Source organism: Mycobacterium sp. SA01 (assembly GCF_041287105.1).
GTDB lineage: Bacteria > Actinomycetota > Actinomycetes > Mycobacteriales > Mycobacteriaceae > Mycobacterium.
This window is the reverse complement of record NZ_JBGGNO010000021.1, coordinates 255,115-275,487: the sequence shown is the minus strand read 5'-3', so window position 1 is coordinate 275,487 and position 20,373 is coordinate 255,115. Positions and strand designations below refer to the sequence as shown.

At 69.0% G+C, this 20,373-nt stretch carries 21 protein-coding genes; 9 read left to right on the top strand and 12 right to left on the bottom strand.

What is annotated here, in order from left to right; translation table 11 throughout:
* Positions 1–76 precede the first annotated feature (76 nt).
* Together yaaA and AB4879_RS25300 are read left to right on the top strand one after the other, a co-directional pair.
* Positions 77–823, top strand: coding sequence for a peroxide stress protein YaaA (gene yaaA, locus AB4879_RS25305; protein ID WP_370509762.1), 747 nt, complete (start codon positions 77–79; stop codon positions 821–823).
* Between the two features lie 176 nt (positions 824–999).
* Positions 1,000–2,124: a GGDEF domain-containing protein gene (locus AB4879_RS25300; RefSeq protein WP_370509761.1), complete on the top strand. Its 1,125-nt coding sequence runs from the start codon at positions 1,000–1,002 to the stop codon at positions 2,122–2,124.
* A gap of 4 nt (positions 2,125–2,128) precedes the next feature.
* Here AB4879_RS25300 and AB4879_RS25295 read toward each other — a convergent pair whose 3' ends face one another.
* Positions 2,129–2,524: a nuclear transport factor 2 family protein gene (locus AB4879_RS25295; protein ID WP_102806226.1), complete on the bottom strand. Its 396-nt coding sequence runs from the start codon at positions 2,522–2,524 to the stop codon at positions 2,129–2,131.
* A 131-nt stretch (positions 2,525–2,655) separates the two neighbouring features.
* Between AB4879_RS25295 and speB the strand changes: the two genes are divergently transcribed.
* Entirely contained in the window at positions 2,656–3,651 is a 996-nt protein-coding gene (speB, locus tag AB4879_RS25290; protein ID WP_102806227.1) for an agmatinase, read from the top strand.
* On the opposite strand, the gene AB4879_RS25285 is transcribed toward speB, so the two are convergent.
* Positions 3,648–4,778 (bottom strand): hypothetical protein, encoded by a 1,131-nt coding sequence (locus AB4879_RS25285; RefSeq protein WP_370509760.1) that lies wholly within the window; start codon positions 4,776–4,778, stop codon positions 3,648–3,650. The two genes, speB and AB4879_RS25285, sit on opposite strands and share 4 nt — an antisense overlap.
* Positions 4,775–6,094 (bottom strand): hypothetical protein, encoded by a 1,320-nt coding sequence (locus AB4879_RS25280; RefSeq protein WP_370509759.1) that lies wholly within the window; start codon positions 6,092–6,094, stop codon positions 4,775–4,777. Before AB4879_RS25280 ends, AB4879_RS25285 begins: the two co-directional genes overlap by 4 nt.
* Positions 6,095–6,160: 66 nt before the next feature.
* Here AB4879_RS25280 and AB4879_RS25275 point away from each other — a divergent pair, with 66 nt between their 5' ends.
* Positions 6,161–6,820, top strand: coding sequence for a hypothetical protein (locus AB4879_RS25275; protein WP_370509758.1), 660 nt, complete (start codon positions 6,161–6,163; stop codon positions 6,818–6,820).
* A gap of 62 nt (positions 6,821–6,882) precedes the next feature.
* Here AB4879_RS25275 and AB4879_RS25270 read toward each other — a convergent pair whose 3' ends face one another.
* The 4 genes from AB4879_RS25270 to AB4879_RS25255 all read right to left on the bottom strand — a co-directional run bounded on the left by AB4879_RS25270 (position 6,883) and on the right by AB4879_RS25255 (position 11,942).
* Positions 6,883–8,241: a CHAT domain-containing protein gene (locus AB4879_RS25270; protein ID WP_370509757.1), complete on the bottom strand. Its 1,359-nt coding sequence runs from the start codon at positions 8,239–8,241 to the stop codon at positions 6,883–6,885.
* Positions 8,238–9,920 carry a hypothetical protein gene (locus AB4879_RS25265; RefSeq protein ID WP_370509756.1) on the bottom strand — a complete coding sequence of 561 codons (1,683 nt, stop codon included), beginning with the start codon at positions 9,918–9,920 and terminating at the stop codon, positions 8,238–8,240. The genes AB4879_RS25270 and AB4879_RS25265 overlap by 4 nt, the downstream gene beginning before the upstream one ends.
* Before the next feature lie 100 nt (positions 9,921–10,020).
* On the bottom strand, positions 10,021–10,518 hold the full coding sequence (locus tag AB4879_RS25260; protein WP_102806232.1) for a lipoprotein LpqH: 498 nt from the start codon (positions 10,516–10,518) through the stop codon (positions 10,021–10,023).
* Between the two features lie 161 nt (positions 10,519–10,679).
* Positions 10,680–11,942: an amidohydrolase family protein gene (locus AB4879_RS25255; RefSeq protein ID WP_370509755.1), complete on the bottom strand. Its 1,263-nt coding sequence runs from the start codon at positions 11,940–11,942 to the stop codon at positions 10,680–10,682.
* Between the two features lie 25 nt (positions 11,943–11,967).
* Between AB4879_RS25255 and AB4879_RS25250 the strand changes: the two genes are divergently transcribed.
* Positions 11,968–12,840: a helix-turn-helix transcriptional regulator gene (locus AB4879_RS25250; protein ID WP_370509754.1), complete on the top strand. Its 873-nt coding sequence runs from the start codon at positions 11,968–11,970 to the stop codon at positions 12,838–12,840.
* 203 nt (positions 12,841–13,043) lie between these two features.
* Here the strand turns inward: AB4879_RS25250 and AB4879_RS25245 are convergent, their stop codons facing one another.
* A complete protein-coding gene (locus tag AB4879_RS25245; RefSeq protein WP_370509753.1) occupies positions 13,044–13,670 on the bottom strand; it encodes a hypothetical protein in 627 nt (208 codons plus the stop codon).
* Positions 13,671–13,887: 217 nt separating this feature from the next.
* Here AB4879_RS25245 and AB4879_RS25240 point away from each other — a divergent pair, with 217 nt between their 5' ends.
* The 3 genes from AB4879_RS25240 to AB4879_RS25230 all read left to right on the top strand — a co-directional run bounded on the left by AB4879_RS25240 (position 13,888) and on the right by AB4879_RS25230 (position 16,835).
* Positions 13,888–14,322 carry a hypothetical protein gene (locus tag AB4879_RS25240; RefSeq protein ID WP_102806236.1) on the top strand — a complete coding sequence of 145 codons (435 nt, stop codon included), beginning with the start codon at positions 13,888–13,890 and terminating at the stop codon, positions 14,320–14,322.
* 54 nt (positions 14,323–14,376) lie between these two features.
* Entirely contained in the window at positions 14,377–15,846 is a 1,470-nt protein-coding gene (locus AB4879_RS25235; RefSeq protein ID WP_370509752.1) for an amidase, read from the top strand.
* A 74-nt stretch (positions 15,847–15,920) separates the two neighbouring features.
* Positions 15,921–16,835, top strand: coding sequence for an alpha/beta fold hydrolase (locus tag AB4879_RS25230; protein ID WP_370509751.1), 915 nt, complete (start codon positions 15,921–15,923; stop codon positions 16,833–16,835).
* A 65-nt stretch (positions 16,836–16,900) separates the two neighbouring features.
* On the opposite strand, the gene AB4879_RS25225 is transcribed toward AB4879_RS25230, so the two are convergent.
* Positions 16,901–17,428, bottom strand: a complete 528-nt coding sequence (locus AB4879_RS25225) for a hypothetical protein (protein WP_102806239.1) — start codon at positions 17,426–17,428, stop codon at positions 16,901–16,903.
* A 55-nt stretch (positions 17,429–17,483) separates the two neighbouring features.
* Entirely contained in the window at positions 17,484–17,711 is a 228-nt protein-coding gene (locus AB4879_RS25220) for a hypothetical protein (protein WP_036347763.1), read from the bottom strand.
* A gap of 256 nt (positions 17,712–17,967) precedes the next feature.
* Here AB4879_RS25220 and AB4879_RS25215 point away from each other — a divergent pair, with 256 nt between their 5' ends.
* A complete protein-coding gene (locus tag AB4879_RS25215) occupies positions 17,968–18,225 on the top strand; it encodes a hypothetical protein (protein WP_102806240.1) in 258 nt (85 codons plus the stop codon).
* Here AB4879_RS25215 and AB4879_RS25210 read toward each other — a convergent pair.
* Positions 18,222–19,487, bottom strand: a complete 1,266-nt coding sequence (locus tag AB4879_RS25210; protein WP_370509750.1) for a competence/damage-inducible protein A — start codon at positions 19,485–19,487, stop codon at positions 18,222–18,224. The two genes, AB4879_RS25215 and AB4879_RS25210, sit on opposite strands and share 4 nt — an antisense overlap.
* Positions 19,488–19,603: 116 nt before the next feature.
* Positions 19,604–20,269, bottom strand: coding sequence for a GNAT family N-acetyltransferase (locus AB4879_RS25205; protein ID WP_102806242.1), 666 nt, complete (start codon positions 20,267–20,269; stop codon positions 19,604–19,606).
* Positions 20,270–20,373 lie beyond the last annotated feature (104 nt).

Sequence of the window (20,373 nt, the reverse complement as noted above, 5' to 3'; positions counted from 1 at the left end):
ACTGACCGACAAATTTATCAGCGTCGCGGCCGGGGGCCGGTACGGGCGTCGCGCGCAGCCCGCTACCGTCTGGACCGTGATCGTTCTGCTTCCGCCGTCGGAGACCAAACGCAGTGGCGGGGACGGACCCCCGCTGCGACTCGACGGTCTGAGCAACCCGGCTTTGACGCCGCTGCGCCAAGACCTGATCGACGAACTCGTCACGCTGGCCGCTGATCCCGAGGCGTGCCGGGCGGCGCTGGGGATCTCCCCCGCCCAGGACGCCGAGATCGACCGCAATGCCGCGCTGCTGACCGCCCCGACGCTGCCGGCCATCGTCCGCTACACCGGTGTGCTCTACGACGCCCTGGATGTGGAGTCGTTGCGCGGCGCCGCGAAGGCGCGAGCCCACGCCCGGCTGGCCGTGGGCTCCGCCCTGTTCGGAGTGCTCCGCGCCGACGATCCGATCCCGGCCTACCGGCTGTCGGCCACCTCCAAACTGCCCGGCAGCGCGACGCTCGCGGCTCGGTGGCGTCCGGTCCTCGAGCCGGTCCTGGCCGAGATGGCCGCCACCGAGCTGATCGTCGACCTGCGGTCCGGCTCGTACGCGGCGCTGGGCCGGCTGCCCGGCGCGGTACGCGTCGACGTCCTCGCCGAACACCCGGATGGCCGCCGAACAGTCGTCACGCATTTCAATAAGGCGCACAAGGGCCGGTTCGCCAGAGCGCTCGCGACGTCGCGAGCCGAACCCGGCGACGCAGCCGCGGTCGCCACCGTGGCCCGCCGCGCCGGGATGCACGTCGAGCGGGCAGGCAACGAGCTGACCGTCGTCGTCGCAGCGTGACCAAATCCGGCCGTTCGCCACGCCGACCGAATTGTCGTCTCCGGAAAAACTGAGAAAACCGGGGGTGGCCAGTGCAGAAAGCGTTCGCTAGGCTCGGAACCCGGCATCGGTAGCGCAACCGCGATTTCGTTGCTGACAAGTCGTGCAGCAGCGGTGCGATCACGAAGGGTGGGGTAATGCGTCTGGCGTTGTCCACCCGATCCGCGAATCAGTACTACACCTTGACCGCTCTGCTCGCGGCCCGCGGCGCGCAGACCTACACCTCTCGGGTGATCGCCGGCAGCGTCTTCACGCTGGGCATGATCACGTTGTCGACCATCGGGAGCTCGGCCGCCATGCGGTGGCCGTTCAGCCAATCCCTGCTGATCGTGGTGTCGGCCCTGTGCTTCGGATCGACGTTCATCTGGCTGCGGCATCGCTGGCCGACCCGGACCGAGTCGGCGGTGCTGGTCGCCGTCGCCGCGGTGTCCATCGCGATCGGATGCATCGTTCCGGTGGTCCCGCTGTACGGGCTGCTGGGCGCCTCGTCGTTCGCACTGATCATCGGGTACGCCGCGCTCTTTCACGGTCCGCGGTTGCTGGCGACGGTCCTCACCATCGCCCTCGGCACCCTGATCTACCTGACGGTGCAGCTGGCCGGAGCCGACCTTCCGCTGGCGCTGGCCGGCGTCGCGTTGATCCTGCTGCTGTACGTGTTCGCGGCCTTCGCCTGCCGGCTGGTGGTGTGGCTTACCGGCGCCGAGGACGGCGCCGACGCGGTCGAACCGCTCACCGGACTGCTCAACCGCGACGCGTTCTATCTGCAGACGTCCACCCTGCTGGCCTCACGCAACCGCGGCGACGACCGCTTTCTGGTGATCGCCGTCGTCAACATCGACAGCTTCGCGGCGATGGTCGCCGTCGCAGGCAACCGCGGTGGCAACCGGGCACGGGTGGCCGCGGGCCAGGCACTGCGTGAGACGGTGCGCCGCGACGCGATCGTCGGACATGTCAGCGAGGCGGAATTCCTTGTCGCGGACTGCTTCACGACACCCGATTCGTCACCGCTGATCGAGCGGATCCGCGGTGCGATCGCGTCGTCGCCGGCCGGGATGACGGCCAGCATCGGTGTGGTGAGCACCCCGCTGCACCCGCTGGTCGAGCACCCGCCCCACGAAATCCTCGACGAGATCGTGGCATTGGCCACCACCGCGATGTACGAGGCGCGGCGCGCCGGCGGCAATCAGGCCCGCTACGTGGTGAGCCCGAACCTCAGCATCTGCGATGGCGACAACGACGGGTACGACACCCCGCTGCTGTGACGGGTCAGTGGGCGGCGTGCCGGACGTCGCTGGGCGCGCCTACCGAATCCGGGTCGACCTCCACGCCGTAGGACGTGATCGATGTGATCTCGGCGCCGGCGAATCGGCAGATGTGGCAACTGGAGACGATCGTGACGCCGTCCTGACGCCGGTATCGGCCCAGCACCTCGACGACGACGGTGTCGTCCTGTTCCACCGTGAGGCACCGGTCCCAGGTGGCCACGGTCGCGGCGAGACCGCCCGCAGTGTCACGGCACGTGGTGGCGACGGCGTCGGCGCCCTCCAGCACCGAGTAGCCGACGATGGTCCACACGACGTCGCGGGCCAGATGCGGAAGAGCGTCGTCGAATCGGTGCTGGGCGAACGCGCGGGCGATCTCGGCTCGGGTCGGTTCGCTCACGGTGTCAACTCCCCCAGACTCCTACGGCAACGCTGTCCCGTCGAGGCTAACCCGGCAGGCTCCGCGGCGGTAATGTCTGGCCAATGAGTTCCGGTCATGACCACAAGCCCACGCGTGACCTGCCTCCGGGGATGGCCGGGCAACTGGATCTGCCCTACGCGGGCCTGGCCTCGTTCGGGCATCGCCCGTTTCTGACCGAGCCGGAGCAGTTGGACAGCTGGCGCCCGGACGTGGCGATCGTCGGCGCCCCGTTCGATATCGCCACCACCAATCGCCCGGGTGCCCGGTTCGGTCCGCGGGCCATCCGGGCCACCGCCTATGAACCCGGCACGTATCACATGGATCTCGGGCTGGAGATCTTCGACTGGCTCGAGGTCGTCGACTTCGGTGACGCGCATTGCCCGCACGGAATGACCGAGGTGTCGCACGCCAACATCCGCGAACGGGTGCACACCGTCGCATCCCGGGGCATCGTGCCGGTGGTCCTGGGCGGCGACCACTCGATCACCTGGCCGTCGGCCACCGCGGTTGCCGACGTGCACGGGTACGGCAACGTCGGGATCGTGCATTTCGATGCCCACGCCGACACCGCCGACATCATCGACGGCAACCTGGCCAGCCATGGCACCCCGATGCGGCGGCTGATCGAGTCCGGGGCCGTTCCCGGAACGCATTTCGTTCAGGTCGGGTTGCGCGGGTACTGGCCGCCCCAGGACACCTTCGAGTGGATGCAGGAACAGGGCATGACCTGGCACACCATGCAGGAGATCTGGGACCACGGCTTCAAGGACGTGATGCGCCGCGCCGTCTCCGAAGCGCTCGACAAGGCCGAAAAGCTCTATGTCTCAGTCGATATCGACGTTCTGGACCCCGCGCACGCGCCCGGCACCGGAACACCTGAGCCGGGCGGGATCACCAGTGCCGATCTGCTGCGCATGGTGCGGCAACTCTGTTACGAGCATGACGTCGTGGGCGTCGACGTGGTGGAGGTCGCCCCCGCCTACGACCACGCCGAACTGACGGTCAATGCGGCCCACCGGGTGGTGTTCGAGGCGCTGGCCGGGATGGCGGCCCGCCGCCGCGACGCGGCCGACGTCAAGCCAGGACCGCCGTCGCCCCTGGCCTAATAGTCGGACTCCGCGGCCAGGGTCTCGGCGAGGAACGCATCAGATCCCGGTTGCGCGAGTCGCTGCCGGGCGAACCGCCGGACCCGTTCGCGCGCGTCGGCGGACTCGGCCACCGCGGCCCCGACGGTGACGACGGTGGCCGACCAGTCCTGGTCCCACCCGCCGGTGGCGGTCAGCGGTGCATTCGCTGTGTCGAGGACGGGGATGCTCGCCCGGCCTGATGCGTCGAGTTCGCCGACTGCGGTGATCTCCCCACAGCGCAGCGCGACGGGGATGGCGGCGGGTGAGCCGGGGCCGATCACCGCGGTGTGCAGCGTCGCGGTCACCGCGTCGCCGTCGGCGGCCACCGCCCAGCTGACGGTGTCCTCGGCGGCGTCGAACACGCCGCCGGGCACCCCCGACCAGGCGATCGACGCCGTGCCACGGGCGATGAGTCCCGGTGGGGCTGGTCCGGTGTCGCCGCCGGCGGCCAGCGCATAATCGTCCTGGCGCGCCGCTGCCGGCAGTTGCTGGACGTTCTCGACGGCATCGCTCAGCTCGGCCCAGCCCGGTGCGTCGACGCCCACCTCCTCGGCCAGCCGGACGGCGTTGCGGACCAGCGCGACCACCCGCGGGTCACCGACGAGCAGGTGCATCGCGAGCGCGCCGGCGTGCGGGCCCAGCAACGCTCCGATGTCGGCGTCCAAGCCGTCGTCGGCGACGAAGTCCTCGGCATCGGCGGTCAGCAGCGCGATCTCGGCATCCAGCAGCGCCGGATCGAGGCCGACGATGCCGTCGCGCACACTGGCCGGCCACCACCGGCGCAGCCAATGTCCCACCGCCAGCCTGCGCAACCCGTCGACGGCGCCGGAACGCACCTCGAAGCCCGAAAGGTCAACTCCGGCATCATGATCCGGCGGCTCAGCGGTGGCGGCAGCCAGCGCATGGTGACCGTCTTCGCCGAGTACCCGCCACAGCCAGTCCGCCCGGCCAGGGTCGGTCAGGGTGATCTGCACGCCGGAGGCCGTCGCGGACTCGTCGACGGTCCAGGCCAGCACCGCGCCGTCGACCTCCAGCACCGCGACCAGTGGCACCGCGGCCACCGCGGGCCCGATCCGCCACAACCCCGAATCTGCTACCAATCTCATTGGGCTACCTGCACTTCCAGCATCGCCTTGATCCGCTGCCGGTGGTCCAGGCTCACCGAACGGGCGACCCCCTCGAGCAGAGCCCGCAGATCGTCGACATCGTCGCAGGGTTCCTGCCACACGTCGCGGCCGTGCAACCGCGCCCAGAGCCGACTCAGGTAGGGCTGGGCGAAGCACGCAAGGTCCTCGACGACCCGGCGCTGACGCGGATGCACCGGGTCGGCGCCGGCCAGCACCCGGCGTGCGTGCAGCACATAGGCCTCCTTGCGCAACCGGGCCTGGATGATCGTCGCCACCTGATAGGTGGTCACGGCCCGTTCGTCGAGCGGGGCCAGCTGGCCGGCCACCTCGATACCCGCCACCAGTGCGGCCTGCTTGTCCTCACCGAGGAAACCCCAAGGGGCGCAAGCCCGGTCGACTTCCTCGGCACACAGCAGCGGCACGTCCGGCAACTCGTCACGGTCCAGCGCGCGGCGCAGGGTGGCCCGCACCCGGTCCACCACGCTGCGGTCGAGCGGCCGGTCGCGCTCCGGCCCCCCGGTCAACGGCGGCGGCGCCAGCGGCACTGCGGCGGTCAGACCGAGGTCGACCAGCGACCACGGCAACGCCGACGGTTGGCTGCGGGCGCGCGCACCGAGGTTGTGCGGCGTCGCGTCGGAGATCAGCGCCGACCACACCCGTTGGCGCGCAACGGCGGCGCGATAGCCCTCGGCGGGACCCAGCACCGTGGTCAGGCCGGCCAGGAACGGTCCGCTGATGCTGTCGTCAGCCCGAACATCGGCCCAGCTGCGGTGCAATTGCGCTGACAGGCGATCGATCACCTGCGGTGCGGCGACATGCGCGTTGAGCACCTCGACGGCGGTGCGGTCACGGTCGTCATGAACGGCGCGCAGCGCCGCCGACGCGACGTCGAGCCCGGTTCCGCCGGGCGCCCCATCGGTGACGGCGAGCTCGAAACACACCGGGAAATAGAGGTCTTGGGCGTTACCGGTGGTGATGCGCAGGCGCCGGCGTTCCTGCTTCATCAACTCGAACCATGCTGCCGCCCAACGCAGTCGGTCCGCGTGGTCGCCGATCACCTCGGCCATCTCGGCCGCCACGTCGGCGTCGACGAACGGTGCGGAGTAGGCGGGGTTGCTGCGCAGCCGCAGCACCAAGGGATCGATGATCCGCTTCACCGTCCTGCGCAGCGGCCCGCCGTCGTCGCCGCTGAGAACCTCGACGCCGGGGCCGATCATCCGCCACGCACGGTCGATCACGGCACGCCGCGGTTGCGATGTGCCGACACCTGCGACCGTGTCCGGGCCGGCGCTCATCGGGACAGAATAAGGCCGGCGCAAAGTTGGGTTCGGTAGCCGGCGGCGATCGGCACGCTGCACGCCATGTCTGATGCACTCCTGGGCGCCATCGCCGTCGTCTCCGCCATCGCACTCGCCTCGATCATCGTCGCCGCCGGCCTGGCCGGACAGCCGCCGCGCAGGCGGCGCCCACGCAGTACCCGCTGCCCGCGCTCGATCGGCGTCGGCACCGTGCAGATGGTGGCGGGATCCGACGATCCGGTGATCGTCATCGAAGTGGAAAGCGTTGCCGGCCAGCGCTTCACCGGCCGGCTGTGCCACGGTGCCGACGACGAGGTGCTGTCCGCCCTGCGCCCCGGGGTGATCGTGCTGGTGTCCTTCGACCCGGCCAGCCGCAAGCAACTCACCCTCGCCGATGACGCGATCGCGGTGCGGGCCACCGCCGACCACACGCTGCTGCGCCACGGCGTGCTGACCCACGAGCAGCTCGATCTGATCCGCCACGGCACCCGCTCGTGCGGTGTGGTGACCGGGATGCGAACCACCGGCCGCGAGCGCGAGGAGCTCCGCGAGGTCGAACTGGATCTGATCGTCACCCGACCGGAGGGCGGGCAGTTCCCGGCGCAGGAGATCACCCTGGTGCCCGAGGCCGCGCTGGCCAAGGTCTCCCCCGGCAGCATCATCGACGCCTACTACCTCCCGGAGAACGAGTCCGCGATCGCGGTGTGCGTGCCCCCGGCCTAAGCGCTCGGCGTGTTCATCGACACCGCAGCTGATCACCGCTGCTCTGTCGCGGCCGCCGCCGCTCACCGGGCACCCCCGACCGCGAAGGTGACCACCGCGGCCCAGTACAACGGGCTCGCGGTGGCATCGCCGTCTCGCCACCGGCGCAGCTGGGTCCGCTGCCAGCGATTCACGCTCAACACCGCGTCGTCGGCCTCGTGCGCGTCGTCGACGGCCATCACCACCTCGGCCATCGGATCCTCGGCACGACCGGTGAACCGCCGGTAGCCCGCAGTCGTCGGCAGCGACCACAGCGTGGCCGTCACCAGCTCGCTGCCGCAGAGAACCATCGCGGCGACCAGTCCGGTCGCTTCGTCGAACTGATAGTCACCGCCGGAACCGCACGCCAGCAGAGCGACCCGCGGCGGCACCGGTAGCTGGGCGGCCATCAGGTCCGAGGCCAGTAGCGGGCGGTGATCCCCGACCGGTTCGGCCGCGCCCTCCGCCGCGGCCGTGCAGGCCAGGTGCAGGGCGGCGCGGTCGGCGTAGCCGTGCGCCCGGTCGGCGGCACTGGCGTGACCGACGAACAGCAGCCGGCTCGGAGCCCGCTGCAGCTGTGCGGCCAGCCAGCCCCGGTCGGCGTCGCTGCGACGGAACAACTCCACCGGGGCGGCGACCTCGGGCAGCACCCGGCGGTGCGCGAGCAGCTCACCGAAATGTCGGGACAGCGCGCCCTCGCTCGACGGCCGGCCCAGCACAGAGCCCAGGGCGGAATCGGGTCGCTGGCCCGGTACGCGGGGATCAACCACGAGAAGTGCCGGCGCTTCCTTTCTTTCCTGCCACCGAGTCGGTGTGCGTGGGGCGTGCATGATGTTGGGCGGCACCGCCATCACCACGTCGACCATCTCCATCAGCCGGACACCCTCGGTGACGGAGTCGATATCGGCGAGCTGCCACGGGATGCGGGCCGCGGTGGTCCCTTTGAAGGTGACCGCCTCCTTGCGGGCGGCAATCAGTTCTTCGGGACTCGGCCCGATCAGCGGAACCGCCAGTGCCGCCCACGGAATGCGGGCCAGCCGGGCGCTCGGTGAGACGAACAGCATCGGGCGCGGATCGGCGACGGAGGTTGCTTCCCGGGTGGCTTCCCCGATCAGTTGCCACGCCGGCTCGGATATCAGCAGCACACCGAGGACGTAGGCGAGCGTCAACTCGCCCTTCGGCGTGGCGAACGGGCCGCGGGTCAACGCCCGGTCGAGCGCGTCGGCCAGGCCCTCGTCGCCCTCGGGATCGGGCAGCGCCCCGCGTAATTCCTCCAGCGCGGCGAGCACGATCGGCTCGTGCACCACCCAGGTCACGGTGCGCTCGGGCCTGCCGACGATGCGCAGGCTCGCATACGTCGCCACGCCGACATCGGCGTACCGAAGCACCAGGGTCGTGGTCATGGCCACGTCGACCAGACGGGGCCGTCGGAGGTGACGGCCTGGCCGTAGCGGTTCTGCGCAAGCAGCCGGTAGCGCGCCAGGATCGGTGAGCCGTCGGGATCCATCTGCAGCGGCGGCAGCGCTCCCAGCGTCGTCTGGGTCAAGGCGTCGACGGAGTAGCCGCCGGCGGCCAACGCCTCCTCGTCGACGGTCTCGACGGGAACCGTCACCGTGGCAGGCGCCTCCCATCCGCCGCCTTCACCGCGCGGCTCACTGGCGAACGTTCCTCGTGCACAGTGGTATTCGATGAGCTCACTGAGCAGTTCGTCGTTCTCCCACTCCCAGGCCACCGAGAAGGCGCCGGCCAGCATGCGCGCCGAGACCTGGGAGGCCCATCGCCAGCGTGCGTCGGCATCCGTCATGGCGTAGCGCACCGAATCGACGGCGAGCGCGGCCGGGATCTTGAGTTCGGCGGCCTTCTCCAGCTTGCCGAGCGCGCTGCGGTGGCGCTCGCTTCCCGAGTCGAACCGGGTGACCCCCTGCGACGCCACCTGCCGCTCCTTGGTGACCTGCCAGCTGTCCGAGGGATCGCCGATTCCGTCGAAGTTGAGGTCGGCCAGGGCGTCGGCCCGCCAGATCGAGCCGAGGTGATCGTCGAGCCGCGCATACTGCAACCAACTCGATCGCGGCCAGCCGTCGAGGAACCGCCGCGCCTCCGCCACCTGCTCGACAGCCTCGTCGAACCGGCCGCGGAACACCGAAATCCAGCTGCGCTGCAACAGAATACGATGGACGAACAACGGGCGGCCCAATTCCCGCCACTGCGTCTCGGCGTGACCCCAAGATTCGTCGGCCTCGTTGAGCCAGCCGACACCGAGCCGGGTGAGCCCGAAGTACAGCCAGCAGCGGGCGACGTCGTGGGCGCGGGAATGCGCGGCGATCACCGGATAGGCCGACCCGACCAGACGTTCGGTGGATTCGTGGTCACCGCGCATCCACATGGCTGCGGCCGTCTCGAGTTCGGCTCTGGCCCAATACAATCCCCACTCGCGGCGCTGGGCGCGGGCACCAGCCCGATGCAGCCACTGCTCCCCTTCGTCGAGTCGGCCGGTCTCCACGCAGAACCGGCCATACGCCAGCCCGGCGGCGACCAGCAGCTGATCGGCATCGTCGGTGCCGCCGGCCAACCCGTCGACGACCGGAATGATCTCCTGCCACAGGTGCGCTGCCGGCACGTGCAGGTCGTCGTCGCACAGCGCCGTCGCGCACAGCACCCCGGCCAATGTGGCGAGGTGCCGCTGTTCGGGTTCCAGATCGGCGAACCGCTGCGCGGCGTCGTCGTCGCGCAGTCCGCCGAGTTCGGCCGCGGCGTCCTCGTGCTCACCGGCGGCCGCGGCCAGACCGGTGCGCAGGAAGCGTGCCCGCAGGGTGTAGCGGGCGACCATGCGGTCGCTGTCGGCTCCTCGGTCGGGGTACGCGGCGAGGCAGTCGGTCATCCGCTTGAGGCATTCGCGAGTGCCGTCGTAAGCCGTTCGGGTGAGATAGATTTCGCCGAGTTGGGCGAAGGCTTCGAGCGCGAGGTCGTCGCGGTCCTCGCTCTCGATCTGCGGCATCAGCGACAGCAGGAGGTCTTTGGCCTTCTCCTCCTGAGCGGCGAGGGCGAGTTGGCGAGCCCGCTGCAGATCGCCGGTGATGGACACGGCTGGATCATAGGTCTGCCACGGCCGCCGATACAGGTAACGGCGAGACGGCGGACGTGCTCGGCACGTCCGCCTCCCGCCGCCCGAACGGTTGGTCACGTCACGTGCAGGTGACGGAGATTTCGAACTTCTTGCTGATCATGCCGGCCATCGGGTTCTTCATGTCGGCGCCGGCCGCCTCCCCGGTGATGGTGTAGGTGTTGCCGTCCACCTTCACATCCGCAGAACCGGTCTTCATGCCCATGTTGTCGCTCACCGCGAGTGCGTTGCCGTCGACGACCATCCCGAGGGACTGCACGGTCGGCGGCTGGCCGTCTTTCATGACCACGCCGAGCCCCTGCTGACCGCCCACCGCGCCGCTGGCGATGTTGATCGTGCCGCCCTGCTTGACGCACGTCACGGAGTTCAGGTCGAGGCCCTGGAGGTCATTGCCCTCGACCTTCACCGACGTCTTCCCGCTGGAGGCCACCGAAACACTGGTGGGCGCGGCGCCGGTCGCCGAGCTGGAGCCCTTGCTGCTGCTGTTGTTGTCGGAGCAAGCCATGAGCAGCATGCTGCAGCCGAGCACGCCGACACCGACCGCGAGAATTCGCTTCACCTGAGTTCCCTTCGTTCGCGCGGCGCCTCGGTGGCACCGTCACGAGAGGAGTACAGCTGCGGCTCGCGGCTACCGATCCCAAACTTCTCGCGCCGAGATCGACGTTGTGCAGGCTCCTCGTCGAACTTTCGCGGCGAATCGTCGGTTTGGGCGAAGGGACCTCAGGTCTGGGCGAGTTGCTTGGCGTCGTAGAGCCGCGCCCACTCGGCCCGCGGGCGGATGGACACGTCGACGTCGGCCCCCTTGGCGCGCAGCCCCTTGACCGTCGCGTCCTCGCGCGTGGTGCGGGCGAACGGATCCCAGCTGAAGAACCGGCAGGAATTCTCCCAGGTGATCTTGTTGATGTCGGAATCCGAAGCGCCCGCGGCGTTCAGCTCGGCGAGCACCTGCTCGGGTGCGTCCGGCCAGAAGCAGTCCGAATGCGGGTAGTCGCACTCCCAGGCGATGATGTCGATCCCGATCTCGTGGCGCAGCTTCAGCGACGTCTTGTCGGTGACGTAGCAGGCCAGCGAGTGGTCCCGGAACACCTCGCTGGGCAATTGAGAACCGAAGTCGCGGCGAAGCCACTTCTGGTTGGTGTAGTGCCGGTCGCTGCGATCCAGATAGAACGGGATCCACCCGATACCGCCCTCGGAGAACGCGAACTTCAGGTCCGGGTAGTTACGCATCGCCGGCCCCCACAGCAGGTCTTGGGCACACATCGCCGACACCTGGGTGGCCAGGATGATCATGTTGTCGATCGGAGCGTTGGGCGCCATGCTGATCGCCCCGAATCCGGTGCCGATGTGCAGGCACATCACCACGTTCTCCTCCGACAGCGTCCGGAAGACCGGACCCCAGTAGTCCTCGTCGTGGTAGCTGGGCAGGCCCTCCAGGTGCGGCAACTCGGGCATGGTGACAGCCCGGCAGCCCTTGGCCGCGACGCGGCGGATCTCGTTGCACATCCCCTCCGGCGTCCACGTCGGCAGGATCGCGATCGGGATGAAGCGGTCCGGATACGAGCCGGCCCACTCGTCGATGTGCCAGTCGTTGTAGGCCGACACCATCACCAGCGTGACGTCTTCGCGGGTCATGTTGAGGTGCCGGGCCGAGAAGCCGGTGAAGGTCGGGAAGCACATCGAGGCGAGGATGCCGTTGCGGTTCATGTCGCGTACCCGCTCGTGGACGTCGTAGACGCCCGGGCGCATCTCGGCGAAGCCGGCCGGGTCGCGGCCCCACTCCTCGGCCGGCCACGACACGACGGCGTTGAGCCCGCTGACCCCCTGGGGGCGGCCCTGGTACATCCACTGATCCACACCCTTGTCGTCGGTGACGACGATCGGGGCCTCGGGCTTGTACTTGTCCGGAACGTGGTTGAGGAACATGTCGGGCGGCTCCACGACGTGGTCGTCAATGCTCACCAGGATCAGGTCGTCGACATTCATGGCCTCAGTTGTACCCTCGATAATCGTGACCGTCTCCGCACATTCGGCCAGACAGTTGACCGGAACGGCCAAAATCAGGCCGGCGCCTGAACCGGCCACTATCGGCCAAGTCGAGCTGCGCCGCGGCGGACGGGTGCTGGCCGGCAGCTACCTCTACGAGGGCGAACTGCTGGTCACCGGCTGGCATTTCCACGACGTGCATCAGATCGAATACGCGATCGGCGGCGTGGTCGAGGTCGAGACCGCATCGGCGCACTATCTGCTGCCGCCCCAACAGGCCGCCTGGATTCCGGCCGGGCTGGAACATCAGGCGACGATGAACCCCGCCGTCAAGACCCTCGCGGTGATGTTCGACCCGGAACTCATCCCGACCGCCGGCGACCGCGCCCGGATCCTGGCGGTATCCCCGTTGATCCGGGAGATGATGCTCTACGCCCTGCGCTGGCCCATCTACCGAAGCCCAGGCACCGCCGAGGACGACCCGGTGTCCGACGGGTTCTTTCGCACGCTGGCCAACCTGGTCGCCGAGGCACTGGATCACGAAGCGCCGCTGAGCCTTCCGAGCTCCGACGACCCGGTGGTCGCCGCCGCGATGGCCTACACCAAGGAGCATCTGCAGTCGGTGACGCTGGCCGAGGTGTGCCGGGCGGTTGCGGTGTCGGAGCGGACCCTGCGCAGACAGTTCCAGAGCGAGGCCGAGATATCTTGGCGCACTTATCTTTTGCACGCCCGGATGCTGCGCGCGATGGCCCTGCTGGCCGCCCCCGGCCAGAGCGTCCAGCAGACCGCGACCGCAGTGGGCTTCGACAGCGTCGGGTCGTTCACCCGGGCCTTCAGTCAGTTCTGCGGAGAGACGCCGTCGTCATACCGACGACGGGTCACCAGCGCCGGTATGTGAGGTGGGCGCGCGCCGCTCGTGCCAGCGCAGGCGCAGCAAAAGCAGGCCGCGGTGCGCTTCGAACCCCAGCGACAACGGATGCCGCCAGGAGCCCGATCGTGTCCGCCGTGTTTGTGCCACATCACCACTGTGCCAGCCGACCGACGCCGGCCGCCGTGCCACACGCCTGAGTGTGCCGCTTGTCACCTGAAGTTCGTTGTCTGTCAAGAATCCTCGCCGGCACCGGTGATCGCGGCGACCAGCGGTTCGAGTTCGCCGCCGACGGCCTCGCGGACCTCGCGGCCGGCCCGCTTGACCGACTCGTTGACGTCGCCCCGGGCATCGGTCGCGGTGGCCCGCAGTTCGTCGATGTTGCGGCCGAGCACCGCCCGTACATCGTCACCCTGGGTTGCGGCGGCCGCGACGGCGAATGCGCCGTCGAGAGCCGAACCTGCGACCGTGCCCTGCGCGGAGGCCACCGAACCGGCGACCTCACCGGCGTAGCCGAGGACAGCCACCGGCAACGTCGCCTGATGACCGACATAACTGACGACCGCGGCACGCAACCGGCCACGAGCGTCGTCGACGACATCCTGGACGCCGGTGCCGGCGCGCTCCCAGGCCGCGGCGATGGTCTCGCCGTCTTGAATAGCGCCCGCGAATGCAGCAGGGGCATGCGCGATCGCGGTGGTGACATCGGTTGCAGCATCGAGCAATTGGCTGCTCAGTGCCTGGCCCGCGGCGATCTGACGCTCGAGGACGTGGCGGATGACGATGGTGGACCGCTCGTGTGGCTGCTCGTCGGCGGCCGGGACGGCGGCGGTGTCGGGCTCGATCGTGGTCTCAGACATGCAGCCAGTCAACTCGTCCGGGCCGACCGGACGATATCGGCGAAGTGACAGACCGGACTCGGGCAGGCAAAGAGACGGGGCCGCTCGACTGCTGGCGGCTGCCAGCATGCCACCAGCTGTCACCCAGTTAGTTGCCAGTAAGTCGTCTTATTCTCAGTTTCCGCGTCCCGGCGCCTGTGACGCTGCTTTGTCGAGGATCTGCCGTGGAGGAACACAGATGACCAAGCTCGTTCGGCTCGGACTCGGAGCAATCACGCTCGGTGCGATGTCACTCACGCTCGGATCCGGTGTCGCGCTGGCCGATGACTACGCCGGCCAGTCCTACTCCGACGCGTCCAAGGCGATCGGCGATGCCGGGCAGAAGGCGGTCATCGCGACATCCGTCGGAGACTCGACCAACCAGGGCGACTGCGTGGTGACGCGGTCACAGAAAGCCGACTGGCTCAAGGGCGACAACTTCTCCCCCGTCACCGACACCGTGCTGCTGTACCTGAACTGCAACGCGAAGCTCGCCACCGCGGGCAAGCCCGGCAACTCGCTGGCGAGCCCGGAGGGCCAGGCGGAGAAGGCGGCCGAAGAGGAGCAGGCAGCCAAGGACGCCGCCGCCCAGCAGAGCCAGTCGAGTGAACTGGCCACCCCCGGCGGCGACTGACAGTTCCGCGCGCCAACTTGCCGCTGCCGGTCCTGGCGGCGAGGATCCGTGACAATGGATCCCACATTCGCCGCTGAGCTCGCCGACCTCGATGCCGTCGGGCAGGCCGCACTGGCCGCTTCCGGAGACGTGTCCGCCGCCGAGCTTCTCGACGCGGCGATCCTGCGGCTCGACGCCGCCCGCGGGCTCAACGCCGTCATCACCGACCTGTTCGACCGCGGGCGCGACCAGGCCGTCGCCCTCGACGAGAGCGGCGCGCTGCGCGACGGGACCGCCGGCGCGGTGGCCGGAGTTCCCTTCCTGCTCAAGGATCTTGGGGCCTCGCTGGCCGGTGCCCGCGAGGCGATGGGCTCGCGGGCATTGCGCGACCACATCGCACCGGAGACCGCGTGGATCGTGCAGCGCTATCTGGCCGCCGGACTGGTGGTGTTCGGCAAGACCAACACCCCGGAGTGGGGCAATCACTGCACCACCGAACCGTCGTTGTTCGGCCGCACCGCCAATCCGTGGTCGCCGGATATCACCCCCGGTGGTTCCAGTGGCGGGTCGGCATCGGCGGTGGCCGCCGGTGTCGTGCCGGCCGCCTCGGGCGGGGATGGCACCGGCTCGATCCGGGTGCCTGCGTCGTGCTGTGGCCTGGTCGGTCTCAAACCCCGACGTGCCCGCACCTCGTTCGCACCGTCCGGCCAGTTGTTGGAGGGACTGGCCGTCGAACACGCGCTCACGCGCACGGTCCGCGACAGCGCCGCGCTCCTCGACGCGGTCACCGGTGGCGCCCCCGGCGATCCGTACAACGCCTCGCCGCCCGCCCAGCCTTTTCTGCGCGCCATCGATGAGCCGCCGCCGCGCCAGCGGATCCTGATCGCCACGCACTCCCCTTTTCCGGCGCCGCCGACCGACCCGCGCGTCGCGGCTGCCGTCGAATCTGCCGGGCGCGCACTGGAAGCGGCCGGCCATCACATCGAACCGGGCGCACCGTCGTTCGACCCCGATGTCGTCGCCGACGCGATCGCCGTGCTGCACAACGTCAGCAATGTTCAGCTCTACAACTTCGCGAAATCCCATCTGGGCCGCGATCCCCGCGAGGACGAGTTCGAGCCCAGCAGCTGGGTGATGATGCGCGAGGGGTTCAGCACCGCCGGTGTGGACTATGCCGACGCGATCGAGGCCATCCACGCTCAGACCCGGCGGTTCGCAGCGGGGATGGGTGCCCACGACGTGTTGCTGGTACCGACGTTGCTGGCACCACCGCCGCACTACGGCATCCTGGATCAGCCGCGCGGCACCACCAGGGCGTTCTTCGACGTGGAATTCGCGCATACCGGGTGGACCACAATGGCCAATGTGACTGGCTGGGCCGCGATCTCGTTACCGCTGGCGACCACCGAGGACGGACTGCCCGTGGGCGTTCAGCTGATGGCTCCCGACGAGACCGTGCTGCTGCAGCTGGCGGCCCAGCTCGAGCAGGCGATGCCCTGGGCGCAGCGGCATCCGGCGGGGTGGCTGGGTACGCCCGCGATCTGAGAGTCTTTGCTGCGCGAGCTCGCCGTTACGCCGATCGGTGCAGCGGCCGCGGTGCCGCGTGAGACACTGTGCCCATGGTTGTCGCTATCGCGCGTCCCAAACTGGAGGGCAACGTCGCCGTCTCCGAGGACCGCCAGATCGGTTTTGCTGAGTTCGGCTGCGCGCAGGGCCGTGCCGTGTTCTGGCTGCACGGCACGCCGGGGGCTCGTCGTCAGATCCCGGTGGAAGCGCGAGTGTTCGCCGAGCAGAACGACATTCGGCTGATCGGTGTGGACCGGCCGGGGATCGGCTCCTCCACGCCGTACCAGTACGAGAACGTGCTGGCGTTCGCCAAAGACCTGGCGATCATCGCCGACACCCTCGGTGTCGACAAGATGGCCGTCGTCGGGCTGTCCGGGGGCGGCCCGTACACGCTGGGCTGCGCGACGGCGATGCCGGACCGCATCGTGGCCGCCGGTGTGCTCGGCGGGGTGGCCCCGACCGTCGGGCCGGAGGCGATCGCCGGCGGACTGATGAAACTCGGCACGTTCGCGGCCCCGATCATCGAGGTCGCGGGGGCTCCGCTGCGCCTGGCCGCGGTCAGCTTGATCCGGTTGATCCGCCCGGTGGCCGAACCGGCCCTGTACATCTACGCCGGCATCTCCCCCGAAGGTGACCGCAAGATGCTCGTCCGCCCGGAATTCAAGGCGATGTTCCTCGACGACCTGCTCAACGGCAGCCGCAAACAGCTGGCGGCGCCGCTCGCCGACATCGTGGTGTTCGCCCGGGACTGGGGTTTCCGGCTAGACGAGGTCAAGGTCCCGGTCCGCTGGTGGCACGGCGACCGCGACCACATCGTGCCGTTCGCCCACGGCCAGCACGTGGTGTCCCAGCTGCCCGACGCCGAGCTCTACACGCTCCCCGGGGAAAGCCACCTGGCCGGCCTGGGACGGGCCGAAGACATTCTGCGCACCATGCTCGAGTTGTGGGACCGCGACGAGAAGGCGTGATCACTCCCGCCCGGTGACGAAAGCCCGCGCCGCGCCTGCGATCAGCGCGACACGAGCCGTCGTGCTCACGCGCCGAGTTGGCTCTTGATCAACGCGTCCTGCTTCTGACCGAAGTCGATCACCAGATCGTTGGGTGCCGGGTCGGCGACGGGCCCGGAGAACTCCAGCGACGACGCGGCATTGCCCTCGGTGAAGTACAGGACACTCAGCGATCGGGTGCCGTCCGGTGACGTTCCGGTGATCAGCTGTCCGCCCTGCCCGACCGGCGCGGCCACCGACTTCTGGTTGGCGACGGGGGTGGCGGCCTGCGCGGAACTGATCGCACCGGCAGCCGCGGCCGGATCGGCCAGCACCCACACGGTGTCGGTGATCGTGCGGCCGTCGCGGTGGGTGTACACCGTCATGGCGCCGGGCTGGCCGCCGGGATTCAGAGTCGGCGGGGCCGCCGTATACGCCAGCGAGTCGGTCACCACATTCGGGTCGATCAGCAGGACGGTGTAATCACCGGGGTCGGCGGATGCCAGGCCGGTGCCCAGCGTCATACCCGCCGATAACAGGGCGGCGGCGAGGCCGCCAATATAACGAGAGTTCATATTCGAATACTTCCGTTCAGAAAGGAATGCAGGCCGAGTAATTACGAGCAGTCGATCAGCAGGGGTAGCAGCCCCAGCCGCGCCAGCCGTCGCGCCAGAAAAAGCCTGCGCCACAACCCATATTTCCGGTACCACCCTGACAATCCAGCGCGGTGATGATCGGTGAATGTCCCGGACCGGACGGCGTGGCATTGTTCGTCGATGCCGCATTGGCGGTGACCGCGCCGGCCAGTGAACCGGCGATCATTCCTGCCGTCGCAACTCCCAAGATGAATTTTCGCATGAAGTCCCCCCATTAGGGTCTCGCTGAATTGGACCGTTTCACGGTACGTCAGCAATTACGCCGATACAGGTAATTTCGACGGGTCCGACAATCGGCGTTAATGGCTGGGCTGACTCGTTCTCATGCCCAATGCCCCTGCCGGCATGGGCCAGAAGTCCCTGTCGCCGAATGCAACGAACAGCGAAGCTGACTCAAGCAATGGGCTCACCGGTGTATTGACGGATAAGTCAGCGCGCCGCCGTCGAAAGGTGAAGTAATGAATGACGTCCTCGCCGAACGCAATTACGCCTGGCGGATGATTCGCGCCGCACGGATCTCGCACGCCGACGGCGCGAACGTGGATGCCGTCGAGAACCGCCGCATCGACATCGAACTACTGCTCAACGACGCCCTCGACGCCGGCTTGGGCCGCACCGAGATCATCGTCGAACTCGCCGACCTCGCGGCGCGCATGTATGCGCTGTGCAACCCCGACGAGCTTGTCGTCGCCGACGCGGAAGGCTGTCTGGCTTAGGACAATCCGAGCAGCGCTCGCCGCAGCATGTGCATCGCCACGGTGGTGGACCGCTCCCGGATGTCGGCGCGTTCGCCGGGGAGCCGGACCGACCGGCTCACCGTCGTTCCGTCGCCCAGCATCACGCAGAACCAGACCGTGCCCACTGGTTTGTCCTCGGTTCCACCGCCCGGTCCGGCGATGCCGGTGATCGCGACGGCGGTGTCGGCGCCGAATCGGCGCAACGCGCCCGCCGCCATCGCCTCGGCCACCTCCTGGGATACCGCGCCACACCGCTCGATGAGGGCGGGCTCGACGCCGAGCACATCGGCTTTGGCCTCATTCGCATAGGCCACCACTGCGCCGGCGACATAGGCCGACGAGCCGGCCCGTTCGGTCAGGCGCGCCGTCAGCAATCCGCCGGTGCAGGACTCCGCTGTCGCGATACGCCGCCCCGACAGCAGCCGAGCGACCTGATCGTCGACCAGCGAACCGTCTTCGGAGAACAGCGTGTCCCCGTGCCTGCTGCGCACCAGGTCCATCAGCCGCGCGTAGGCCGGCGCGCTCTGCGGCTCGTAACGCGTGACCATCTCCACCTCGCCGCGGCGCAGACAGGTGGTGATCTCCAGATCACCGAAACCCGGCAGGCTTTCGGCTTCTCGCAGCGTCTCGGCCAGTCCCGACTCGGCCAGCCCGAACATCCGGACCGTGTCCTGGCGGTAGACGGTCCGCCCGGCGATGGCTTGCTGGAAGGCGTCATCGGCGACCGCGGCGGGCCACATCGCCTGAAGTTCGCGCGGCGGACCGGGCAGCACCAGGACCGTCGGCGACCCGGGGACCACGACGCCGGGTGCCGTGCCGACCGGGTCGAGGATGTGGGCACCCACCGGCACCATCGCCTGTTTGCGGTTGGCCGCGAGCACCGCGTCGAAGTCGACGCCGGTGAATCGGGCCATCAGATGCTGGAGGATGGCCGCGATCTTGGCTTCCAGCTCGGTGTCGAGGGCCAGCTCGCGGCCGCAAAACCGCGCCACCACTTCCACCGTCATGTCGTCGGCCGTCGGGCCCAGCCCCCCGGACGTGACGATCAGGTCGACACCTTCGGCGGCGAGGAACCGCAGCTGCGCCTCGATGTCGGCGGGACGGTCACCGCAGATCGTGATGTGGGCCAGTTCGACGCCCAACTCCAACAGCCGGTCGGCCACCCACGGGCCGTTGCGATCCGCGACGCGTCCGGTGAGGACTTCGGTGCCGGTGACCACGATTCCCGCGCGCACGCTCATACCGAGCGAGATTACGCAGGCGCGCTGCAGATCAGGCCACGGGATCGGGCGTCAGCCCGGTGGCCTCGCCCAACGCATGCAGCCAGGCCTGGGCGTCGTTGACGTAGAACCCAGGCTCAGCGCGGGGCGGCGCCGGGAGCCCGGACCACCAGCGGCACGGCGGGGAATGCCGCCGCCATCTCCGAGCGGCATTTGCGAAGGGCGGCGGTGCCATAACCCTTCTTGCGGTGATCGGGGTGAATCCAGATCCGCACGTTGACCTCACCGCCGAGCAGCTCACCGAACACCAGGCCGACTTTCTCGTCGCCGTCGAGAGCGACAAACCAGGCCGCCTCCTCGGCCGTCAACCGGCTTCGTGCCGAACGGATCTCGTCGTCCACCAAACCGGCGGGCGCGCCCGAACCGTCACCGGCCGCACCGATTTCCTGGGTGCGGGTGGCGAAGATGTCGCGATCGGATTCGTCGGCGAACGGGCGCAGCTGCAGACTCTCGTCGGTGCTGGCCGGCCGCTCACCGAGGGTGAAGGACAGCTGGCTGTTCAGATCTCGCAATTCGGCGGCGATCCGGTCGCGCGAGTCTCGGGTCACCTGCTCGAAGGACAGTCCCAGCACGGCCTCGGTGCCCCGGCGCGACGTGCCGAGCAGTTCGGCGATGGCGGTGATCGCGGAATCCCGGTTGTCGGAGGCGACGATGGCGTCGATCACTTCGTGGCGGCGCTCCAGCGCGGTGAGCAGAGCATCGGCGATCTCGCGGCGGGCCGCAACGCGGTCTTGGTCGGTCATGGCCCCAGCGTAGATCCGCCCGCCGCACTTCGGCGGCGCTGCGCCGAACTCCGGCGACTAACCTCGACCGGGGGTCGGGCGTGCGCTGTTGCACACGAACCAGA